Here is a 10717-nt window from a genome sequence, read left to right on the forward strand (position 1 = left end):
GGGGTGCGCCCCTACAGGGTGTCTACGCCAGCGGGATGAAGCGCTTCATCCCGCTGGCGTAGACACCCTGTTTGCAGACATAGCCGATTTGCAACAACAGCACGAATAGCTGCACATCAACCACTTGACTCTCCAGTGAACTGGAGCCCCCAAGATAGACCTAACCACAATTTCAGAGGTCTATCGATGGTTCTTTCCCTCACCGTTCCTAACTTGGCCTGTTCTGCCTGTGTCGAGACTGTGACTAAAGCAATTCAGTCGGTCGATGCCACGGCCCAGGTTACTGCCGACCCTAAAACCAAAGCGGTCACCATCGACACCAACGCCGCTGAATCATCTATCAAAGCGGCCATCACTGGTGCAGGCTACACCGTTGCCTGACTCCACAGTGACCCATCCTTGAGGACAGCACCGATGCAAAACCAAATCCTTAAACTGCGAGGCATGAGCTGTGCCGCCTGCGCCAGCAGTATTGAAAACGCGATTCGCTCGGTGCCGGGGGTGGAGGCGTGCAGCGTCAACTTTGGGGCTGAGCAGGCCACTGTCACCTACGACTCCCACCAGACCAACCTCACCCACATTCAGTCGGCGGTGGAGGACGCGGGCTACGGGGCTCAGCCAATCAGCGACGACCCGCTGACCGTTGAGGATGATGCCGAGCGCAGAGATCGAGAGGCCGAAAACCGCAAACTCACCCGCAAAGCCGTGTTTAGCCTGGTGGTTGGCGGCATTTTGGTGATTGGCTCGCTGCCGATGATGACGGGGCTGCCGATTCCCTTTATCCCCATGTGGCTGCACAATCCCTGGTTGCAGCTAGGGCTGACTACGCCCGTGCTGTTCTGGGCCGGAAATTCCTTTTTTATCAACGCTTGGAAGGCCCTCAAGCGCCATTCGGCCACCATGGATACGCTGGTAGCGGTGGGGACAGGAACTGCCTTTCTCTATTCGCTGTTCCCCACTCTCTATCCCCAGTGGTTTATTGACCAGGGGTTGAACCCCGACGTGTATTTTGAAGCCGCAGCGGTGATTATCGCCCTGATTTTGCTGGGGCGACTGCTAGAAAACCGGGCTAAGGGCCAGACCTCGGAGGCGATTCGTAAGCTAATGGGCTTGCAGGCCAAAACCGCGCGGGTGATTCGCGATGGGCGAGAGTATGACATTCCCATTGGCGACGTGGTGCTGGGCGATGTGGTGCTGGTGCGCCCTGGGGAGAAAATTCCCGTTGATGGTGAGATCATCGATGGGGCCTCTACCCTTGATGAGGCCATGGTGACCGGCGAAAGCCTGCCCGTACAGAAAACCGTTGGTGACGAGGTGATTGGCGCGACGCTGAATAAAACCGGCAGCTTCAAATTTCGCGCTACCCGAGTGGGTAAAGATACGTTTTTGGCGCAGATTGTCAGGCTGGTGCAGCAGGCCCAGGGGTCAAAAGCCCCGATTCAAAAGATGGCTGACCGGGTGACGGCCTGGTTTGTACCGGTGGTGATGGCGATCGCAATTCTCACCTTTATCGTCTGGTACAACGTCATGGGCAACGTCGCCATGGCGCTGATTCCCACCGTGGGTGTGCTGATTATTGCCTGCCCCTGTGCGTTGGGTTTGGCCACGCCGACCTCAATTATGGTCGGTACGGGCAAAGGCGCGGAAAACGGCATTTTGATCAAAGGGGCCGACAGCCTGGAGCTGGCCCACAAAATCCAGACCATTGTGCTAGATAAGACGGGGACGATTACCCAGGGCCAGCCCACGGTGACCGATTACCTGACCGTAAACGGTACCGCTACTGAGCTGCATTTGCTGAAACTGGCAGGCTCTTTGGAGCGCAACTCCGAGCATCCCCTGGCCGCAGCGGTGGTCAACTATGCCCAGGCCCAGGGGCTAGCTCTAGAAGACTCCCAAGGCTTCGAGGCCATTGCCGGTAGCGGCGTTCAGGGTGCTGTCGCCGGGCAGCGCGTGCAGATTGGTACCCACCGCTGGATGCAGGAACTGGGCCTCGCCACCGATCGCCTTCAAAGCCAATGGGACAGACTAGAATCCCTAGGTCGCACCGTGGTGTGGCTGGCGGTGGATGGCCAAGTAGAGGCAATTCTAGCGATCGCCGATGCCGTCAAACCCTCTTCGGTCGCTGCGATCGCCACCCTGCAACGCATGGGCCTAGAGGTGGTCATGCTGACCGGCGACAACCGCCGCACCGCCGAGGCGATCGCCCGCGAAGTCGGCATTACCCGCGTCTTTGCTGAGGTGCGCCCCGACCAAAAAGCCGCCCAGATCGACACTCTACAGCGAGAAGGCAAAGTCGTGGCAATGGTGGGCGACGGCATCAACGACGCCCCCGCCCTGGCCCAGGCCGATGTGGGTATGGCGATCGGGACAGGCACCGATGTGGCGATCGCCGCCAGCGACATCACTTTGATCTCCGGCGACCTCCACGGCATTGTCACCGCCATTCAGCTCTCCCGCTCCACCATGGCCAACATTCGCCAAAACCTGTTTTTTGCCTTTGTCTACAACGTCGCGGGCATCCCCATCGCGGCGGGCATTCTTTACCCCATTTTTGGCTGGCTGCTCAGCCCAATTATTGCCGGGGCAGCGATGGCCTTTAGCTCGGTGTCGGTCGTGACGAATGCACTGCGGTTGCGGAACTTTCGGCCCAGATTACGAGGGTGAGGGAAGAACGTTTTGGGCGTTTAGTTTTGAGTTCTCTATTGAGGCCCATAACCCAACATTCAAAACTCAGAATTCAAACTTCAAAACCATCTCCTACCTCCCCCCAGCCCCAGCCCTCCATCCACGGAGCTTCCCTATGAAACTCAAACACCTCACCCTCGGCGGTCTCGCCGGTTTGGCCCTCGCCCTCACCGTGGCCAGCAGCACCCCAGCCCAAACGGTTCATACGGGTATGGCTGAGCCCAGCGGGCAATTTCAGCGCATTGAGCAACCCCTATGGTCTAGGGTCGCCGTTACCAGTGCTGGGCTAGGGCTGATTGGCCTCGAACTCTGGTGGTTTTTATTTAGCAAGCCTAAGTCTCGTAAAGCCATGGCTACGGACGGTGTGCAAGCGGTGACTGTCACCGTCGATGGCGGTTACGACCCGAGTCACATCGTGGTACGGGCGGGGCAGCCGGTGCGACTTAACTTCTACCGTAAAGACCCCAGCAGCTGCTTAGAAGAAGTACGCTTTCCTGATTTTCGCATTGCCCAGGGGCTGCCGATGAATCAGACTACTGCGATCGAGTTCACCCCCACCCAGCCCGGTCGCTACGAGTTTGCCTGCGGTATGAATATGTTTCGCGGCACGGTAGAAGTTGTTGCTGATGACGGCCCATCGCCTCCTGCTGTAGCCCCAACTAAGGCAGAACTGCCTGACCCTCAGTACCATGATGTTGTTGAACCCACGGCAGACCCTGTTCCCTGACCCTGTTCCCTTGCCAGAGGTAACGGTCACTCACGAGGGGTGCCGTGACAGCGGTTAGAAGCATTGCTGAATGGCAGAATGCTGGACGAGTCCGCCAGATCTATAGTGCTCTATTCATTCCTGGCGTTAGTAAAACTGAACCTGATTCTGATTCATGCCAAATTCAAATTGGGGATAACCAAGCAGAATTTACTATCAGACGATTTGGCGCTTGCCCTGAGAGTCTTTAATTTTGATCAACAGGTTTAAGGCCTGCGCGTCACACGCTGCCAAGGATAGGTCAGATGGGGCTATCTCGGGTGAGTCATGCTGAGGGCGTTAAGCTTAGATAGGGGCGGAACATCTCACTGTCGGCAGCGTCATTAGCCTCTGTGGGCTTTGCGGCATCGCAGACCCAGATCCCTTCTTACCCCATCCTTCCCCTATACCTTTACCCCAGGGTCTTTAGGTTGCCACTGTGTCATCTCCGGAGGTCGCGATGAAAATAACTCCCCTCGCTGCGTTAACCCTCACACTTATGCCTGTGATGGGGCTGGTGCAAGTGCCCGCCGCCCAAGCCCAGCTATTTGTGTCATCGCCGATTCAGGCTATTACCCCCAACAGCGAAGCCCTCTATCTCAACCCCGACACCACGGTGGAGCAATCGCTGCAAGTGGAGGCTGCCACGAGTCTCAACGGGCGCACTATTCCCGCCGGGTCGATTGTGCGAGGACAGTTTGAGCCGGCCCCTGGAGGGGTACGCTATGTGGCCACCGCCGTTGAAGTGGGCAACCAAATCTACACCATCAATGCGGCCTCTGAGCTATTGCGCGATATAAAAGATCCCCGCGAAACTGGTACCGGCGCCATTTTGACCGATGCCGGCATTGGCGCGGCAGGAGGTGCGGCGGTCGGCGGCATCCTAACTGGCCGAGTTTCGGTGGGCAGCATTCTGGGGGGTGCCGCTGCTGGAGCCATTATTGGCAATACGACGGCCCAGCGGGTCGTGGTCATAGAACCAAACCAAACTCTGACCCTCAAGACCCAGTAACTATTGTCTGACTAGCACCGAGGGCCACGGCATTTGGCGTCGATATCGGCCAGCTCAGCTTCGATCGCCTTGGTGCTAATAGCAATTTCGTACAGTGAGGTTAGCAGCGACCCTACCAGCAGCAGTAGACTCAGTCCAAAGAGCCCTTCGGCTAGCCTCTGCTGAGCCACAAACAAACTTAGCATTGAGAGCGTACAGACAATAAAGCTGGATACCCCTAGCGCCTGCATCAGGCGAATTAGGGCAATGCGCTGGCGCAGGTTCGCAATCTGGCGCTGCACCATGCTTTCAAAGTAGTCGCGCTCAGAGCTGTGCAGCTGACGAATCAGCTGAGCCAGCACCAGAAACCGATTGGTGTAGGCTAGCAGCAGCAGTGAGATAGCGGGAAACAGCAGGGCGGGGGTAGTTAGTTCCATAAAAAAAGAGGATATCGCGATCGACATCCTCTCTCAATCAAGTCCAGATAAATTTAGCCTAGACCTAGGCGGTGGCCGCTACTTCGCGACCCGCAGCAATCAGCCGCTCGTAGGTGGCGCGCATCTTGAGCCCCACCAGCACCTGGAACAGGCCACTGCCGTTAGCAGAACCCGGATACTCGCGGTGCTTGAGCAGTAGCTCAGTCATTTCGCCATAGTACTTGGTAGAGGTGTTGCTCAGATGGCTCTCGATGTAGATCAACTCTTCGAGCCGATCAAACTGGCCGTCCACCTCTAGCACCGAGACCTCGTGGCCATAGTAGGCGTCAGGGCCATAGTGCATACGAATACCAGGGTAAGAGCAGGTGAGCTTACGGCCGCAGGGAATCCAGTCAATTGTGGAACCCTCGTCAAAGAGATAAACCGGATCAAAGCCGCTAACACCTTCCCGCTGGATCAGCCGCACCCGCAGCACCTTCTTCTCTTCATCATTTGGAATAAGCTGGGTGGGTAAAATCTGAATGACCACATCGGCATATTGCTTTTGGATGTCGATGTAGGCTTCAAAGTCGGGGCGGCGAGCGTTGATCGAGGCCAGCACATCTTCATAGGTGTGACCACGCTCAGCCATGTCCCGCTGAATCTTCCAGGCGATCTTGACGTCATCACTGATGTCGAGGTAGACGCTGAAGTCAAGCAGCTCACGAACTCGTTCATCGTAGAGGGGGTGGAGCCCTTCAATCACGATGATGCGGTTAGGATCAACCCGCTCTGGAGGGTCAAGCTCACCGGTCTCGTGGTTGTAGATCGGCTTGTCAATGCTCTTACCCTCTTTGAGGCTTTTGATCTGCTCGTACATCAGATCAAAATTGTTGGCCTTGGGGTCGAGGGCGGTAACCCCGGCTGCTTTGCGTTGTTTGCGATCGAGGCTGTGATAATCATCCAAGCAGATGACGGTTATGAACTCAGCACCGAACAAATCGCTCAGTCGTCGTAAAAAGGTAGATTTGCCGCACCCAGAGTCGCCAGCGACGCCGATTAGAACTACTTTGTCTGACTTGCTGATCATAAGTTCCCTCTAAACAACCTTCTATAAAACAGGACTGAGCGTTACAGCGCAGTGAGTCACCGCCATTTCCAGAGGTTTGCTCTAGTTGGCTGCTGCCCCAACATTCCCAGGGGGAAATGGCTTGCGAATGGCGCACCAGGGCAGGCCTAGATACCTTAGCTTGAGGGAACACCAAAAGCCTTCCCCAGCATCTACGGGCTACCACTTAACCGGCTGACACGAACTCAGCTACAGCCTAAGCGCTAACTTATTTTATGCTCCTCTAGGTTCGCTAAGCTGCCTCAGGCACCAAGCTTGTCAGGAGGATAAGTATTTCTACCGCAATTGGTTTCATCCTATCAGAAGCTAGTATCCTTCACAACAGTTTTTGCGAAGGGATCGGTTGAGGATTTTTGAGTGCGATCGCCCCAAGCCAGAGACTTTGCTGCATCGAGTCAGGAGACTTTAAGTTTAACTTAACCTCCGATGCTGCAAAGGACACAGTCTTTCCCGCTGGATGTGACTAGAGTGCAGTCATTCACTGGGGCATAGGCTGGGCTAAGGATTGATGCGGGCTGCTCAGCCTGCTATATCTCTCAACCCTAGGCATTACACCGTCTTACAGTGATACCCTAAGCTAAAAGTGTGTCTGGTGCTGCTGTCTTCAGATCAGCCCTAGGGCTGTCTAGGCAAGGTGTGCTGGGCCTTAGCGACGGGGCATGACGGTGTGTCTCCGTCACACTAAGTTGGGTCTAGAGAGTCAAAAGATTAGATATGTACAATCCAAGTGTGAGCGGCGGCAACGCCAGTACTGTGGCCGGGAGCCGTTTGTTTTTATACGAAGTGCAGGGTTTGCGCCAAAACGCAGAAGCCGACAAGTCAAACAACCCCATTCGCAAGAGTGGCAGCGTTTTTCTGACGGTGCCCTACAGCCGCATGAACCAGGAGATGCAGCGCATTGCCCGCCTAGGCGGCAAGATTGTTAGCATCAGACCGATTGAAGAGGTGGGTACGGCTAGCAATGCTGAGCCCACACCGATTACGGCACCTGTGGTTGCGTCTGCCGAAGCTGCTGCCCCAGCTGAGACCGCGCCCACCCAAACCAAAAAAAAGCCCATGACTCAAGCCGCGCAAAAGCCCGCTGCTAGCGTGCCCGTCAATCTCTACAAGCCCAACGCTCCCTACGTTGGCAAGGTACTATCCAATGAACCCCTGGTTCGTGAAGGTGGATCTGGGATTGTGCAGCACATTACTTTCGATCTTTCGGAAGGCAACCTGCACTACGTGGAAGGCCAGAGCATTGGCATTATTCCCGCTGGTACCGACGAGAAGGGCAAGCCTCACAAGCTGCGCCTCTACTCCATTGCCTCGACCCGCCACGGCGATCATCTAGACGACAAAACCGTGTCGCTCTGCGTGCGCCAGCTCGAGTACAAGCATCCTGAGTCAGGCGAGACCGTCTACGGTACTTGCTCGACCTACCTGTGCCACATTGAGCCCGGTGCCGACGTCAAAATTACCGGACCGGTAGGCAAAGAAATGCTGCTGCCCGAAGATCCTGAAGCCACTATTATCATGTTGGCTACGGGCACAGGCATTGCTCCCTTCCGTGCCTACCTATGGCGCATGTTCAAAGAGGCGGAGCGCCAGAAGAATTCTGACTACCAGTTTAAGGGCTTAGCCTGGTTAGTGTTTGGGGTGCCTTATACCGGCAACATCCTCTACAAAGAGGAGCTTGAACAGATTCAGAAAGAGTTTCCTGACAACTTCAAGCTCACTTACGCCATCAGCCGTGAGCAGCAAAATGCTGAAGGTGGCCGTATGTACATTCAGCATCGGGTAGCTGAGCATGCCGACCAGCTATGGGAACTGATGCAGAAGCCCAATACCCACACCTACATGTGCGGTCTGAAGGGTATGGAAGGCGGCATCGATGAAGGTATGACTGTTGCTGCTAGCAAGCACGGCGTCGACTGGACTGAGTTTCGCAAGCAGATGAAGAAAGAGCACCGCTGGCACGTAGAGACCTACTAGGTACTGTGCAAGCAAAAAAAAGAAGGGTCGATTCGACCCTTCTTTTTTTTGCTTGCAGCAATCCCTTTACAATTGGGCATAGCGATCGCAGTTAAGGAAGTCAGGCCAGTGGTTATGCGTGTCGGTTTGCTGGGGTTAGGAACTGTGGGGTCGGGGGCAGCAAAGATTTTGCTGGACCCGGCTCATCGTCATCCCTTAGTGGGACAGATAGAGCTAGCTCGGGTGGGGGTGCGGAGCCTCGATAAGCCTCGCGCAGTAGCACTGCATCCCAGTTTGCTCACTACCGATTTAGAGAGCATTGTTAGCGACCCCACCATCGATGTAGTGGTAGAGGTGCTAGGGGGGCTAGAGCCGGCGCGATCGCTCATGCTCAAAGCCATCGCCCAGGGCAAGCATGTGGTGACCGCCAACAAGGCAGTGATTGCTCGCTATGGCGACGAGATTTTTACTGCCGCCAACGAAGCCGGGGTCTACGTGTTGCTGGAGGCGGCGGTAGCCGGGGGCATTCCGGTCATCCAGCCCCTGAAGCAGGCCCTCGGGGTCAATCGCATCCACGCCGTAACGGGGATTATCAACGGCACCACCAACTACATCCTCACCCGCATGCAGCGCGAAGGTGGAGACTTTGAGTCGATCTTGGCTGACGCCCAGCGCCTGGGCTATGCCGAAGCTGACCCGTCTGCCGATGTAGACGGGCTAGATGCCGCCGACAAGATCGCTATTCTGGCCTCGCTAGCCTTTGGTGGCCGCATTAAGCTATCGGAGGTCTATAGCGAGGGCATACGTCAGGTCACTGCCGCCGACATTGCCTATGCCGATCGCCTAGGGTTTGTGATCAAGCTGCTGGCGATCGCCCGTCGCGACGGCGAGTTTGATGAGACATCTAATCAAGCGTTAGATCACTTACAACTGCGGGTACATCCCACCCTGGTGCCGGTGAGTCATCCCCTGGCCTCAGTGAACGACGTCTACAACGCCATTTTGATCGAGGGCGATCCCATTGGCCAGGTGATGTTCTTTGGGCCAGGGGCCGGGGAAGGGCCAACAGCCAGCGCAGTGGTGTCTGACCTGCTAAACTTGGCGGCCAATCTGACAGCGGGGGCGATCCCTCGGTCCACCAACCCCCTACTGGCCTGTAGCCACCAGCACTACTGCAAAGTCATCCCCATGGCCGACATTGTCAGCCGCTTTTACGTGCGCCTGCTGGCGGAGGATGAGCCAGGGGTGATCGGCAAACTGGGACTGTGCTTCGGCCACCACCAGGTGAGCCTAGAGTCAATAGTGCAAATTGGCCAGCACGAGACCCGAGCAGAGATCGTCATTGTCAGCCACGAAGTAACCGAGGCCAATTTTCAGACAGCGCTGGATGAACTGCGCCAGTACTCGGAGATTCACAGCGTAGCGAGTGTGTTGCGGGTGTTGTAGTCGGCCCTCAGCTGTCAAATGCCGCAGACCCAGACCCCAGGGTTCTACTGGGCAATATCGAAAGACACTTGCCTTCACCTCAGAACCCAGGGGTCTAACTCGTGGCTATGAATGCTCTACGCTGCCTGCTTCTCAGACTTCTCCAGCAGTGGAAAGCCCAGCCTCTCCCGCTGCTCCAAGTACAACTGTGCCACCCGCCGCGCCAGTCCCCGCACCTGGCGAATGTACCGGGTGCGCTCCGTCACAGAGATCACCCCTCGCGCATCCAGTAGGTTAAAGGTGTGGGAGCACTTCAGCACATAGTCATAGCTTGGCAGCACCAGCCCCCGATCCATCAGTTGCTCCGCCTCCTGTTGGTACAGGTCAAACAGCGTAAATAGCAACTCTGGGTTCGATGCCTCAAAATTGTAGGTCGAGTTCTCGATCTCCGCCTGCATATAGATATCGCCATAGGTGAGCTGATCGTTCCAGCGAATTTTGGCGATCGCATCCACCTCTTGCAAATACATCGTCAACCGCTCCAGCCCGTAAGTCAGCTCAATCGACACCGGGCGACAGTCAATCCCCCCACACTGCTGAAAATAGGTGAACTGGGTCACCTCCATCCCGTCTAGCCACACCTCCCAGCCTACGCCCCAGGCACCCACCGCCGCATCTTCCCAGTTGTCCTCCACAAACCGAATGTCGTGATCCTCGGGCTTGATGCCCAAAGCCCGAAGCGACTCTATATATACTTCCTGAATATCGCTCGGCGACGGCTTGATCAACACCTGGTACTGAAAATAGTGCTGGTAACGGTTTGGGTTCTCTCCATAGCGGCCATCTGCCGGGCGGCGACAGGGTTCCGCATAGGCTACCGCCCATGGTTCCGGCCCTAGCGCCCGCAAAAACGTGTGTGGGCTCTTCGTCCCCGCTCCCTTCTCCGTATCATAGGGCTGCATAATCACGCAGCCCTGCTTGGCCCAAAAATCATTCAGCGTCGCAATTACAGACTGAAAGTGCACAGCTATCCCCCGGTTACTAATCCAGACTCATACGCATTGCCTCTAATAGTATTCAACAGACTTGGCCCCAGCGTAGAGAGATTCTTCTCCGGATCCTTTTAGGCCACTACCTACGCCCGGCAGCCCAGGGCAGCAACTTATTCAAAAGTTTTTTAGGCCGTCTGTATATCCAACGAAGAGCGTACCCAAGGCCACCTTTCAATCCATATAACCTTTGTGCAGAGGGAATTCCGGCCACTACCCGTGCCGTTCTTTTCCATGCTCTGACCGCCATATACGGTGTTGGCTGAGAGATTTTCCCGAGAAATTTTGCAAGAAACCCTTTTGAGCGGCCCCTTTAAAGGC

At 56.0% G+C, this 10717-nt stretch carries 9 protein-coding genes; 6 read left to right on the top strand and 3 right to left on the bottom strand.

What is annotated here, in order from left to right; genetic code table 11:
* Positions 1 to 186 precede the first annotated feature (186 nt).
* From AC0QKW_RS15850 to AC0QKW_RS15865, 4 genes are all read left to right on the top strand, one after another.
* Positions 187 to 381 carry a heavy-metal-associated domain-containing protein gene (locus AC0QKW_RS15850; RefSeq protein WP_473152053.1) on the top strand — a complete coding sequence of 65 codons (195 nt, stop codon included), beginning with the start codon at positions 187 to 189 and terminating at the stop codon, positions 379 to 381.
* 33 nt (positions 382 to 414) lie between these two features.
* Positions 415 to 2667 (top strand): heavy metal translocating P-type ATPase, encoded by a 2253-nt coding sequence (locus AC0QKW_RS15855; RefSeq protein ID WP_473152054.1) that lies wholly within the window; start codon positions 415 to 417, stop codon positions 2665 to 2667.
* Positions 2668 to 2803: 136 nt separating this feature from the next.
* On the top strand, positions 2804 to 3415 hold the full coding sequence (locus AC0QKW_RS15860; RefSeq protein WP_473152055.1) for a cupredoxin domain-containing protein: 612 nt from the start codon (positions 2804 to 2806) through the stop codon (positions 3413 to 3415).
* Between the two features lie 478 nt (positions 3416 to 3893).
* A complete protein-coding gene (locus AC0QKW_RS15865) occupies positions 3894 to 4445 on the top strand; it encodes a hypothetical protein (protein WP_473152056.1) in 552 nt (183 codons plus the stop codon).
* Positions 4446 to 4456: 11 nt separating this feature from the next.
* Here AC0QKW_RS15865 and AC0QKW_RS15870 read toward each other — a convergent pair whose 3' ends face one another.
* Entirely contained in the window at positions 4457 to 4861 is a 405-nt protein-coding gene (locus AC0QKW_RS15870; RefSeq protein ID WP_473152057.1) for a DUF2721 domain-containing protein, read from the bottom strand.
* 64 nt (positions 4862 to 4925) lie between these two features.
* The gene (locus AC0QKW_RS15875; protein WP_473152058.1) at positions 4926 to 5930 is read right to left on the bottom strand and encodes a phosphoribulokinase; all 1005 of its coding nucleotides are present in this window, start codon (positions 5928 to 5930) and stop codon (positions 4926 to 4928) included.
* A 753-nt stretch (positions 5931 to 6683) separates the two neighbouring features.
* On the opposite strand from AC0QKW_RS15875, the gene petH reads away from it, so the two are divergent.
* On the top strand, positions 6684 to 7943 hold the full coding sequence (gene petH, locus AC0QKW_RS15880; RefSeq protein ID WP_473152059.1) for a ferredoxin--NADP reductase: 1260 nt from the start codon (positions 6684 to 6686) through the stop codon (positions 7941 to 7943).
* A 114-nt stretch (positions 7944 to 8057) separates the two neighbouring features.
* On the top strand, positions 8058 to 9368 hold the full coding sequence (locus tag AC0QKW_RS15885) for a homoserine dehydrogenase (RefSeq protein WP_473152061.1): 1311 nt from the start codon (positions 8058 to 8060) through the stop codon (positions 9366 to 9368).
* A 116-nt stretch (positions 9369 to 9484) separates the two neighbouring features.
* On the opposite strand, the gene glyQ is transcribed toward AC0QKW_RS15885, so the two are convergent.
* Positions 9485 to 10372 (bottom strand): glycine--tRNA ligase subunit alpha, encoded by an 888-nt coding sequence (glyQ, locus tag AC0QKW_RS15890; protein ID WP_473152060.1) that lies wholly within the window; start codon positions 10370 to 10372, stop codon positions 9485 to 9487.
* Positions 10373 to 10717 lie beyond the last annotated feature (345 nt).

This window comes from Pseudanabaena sp. PCC 9330 (assembly GCF_055795045.1).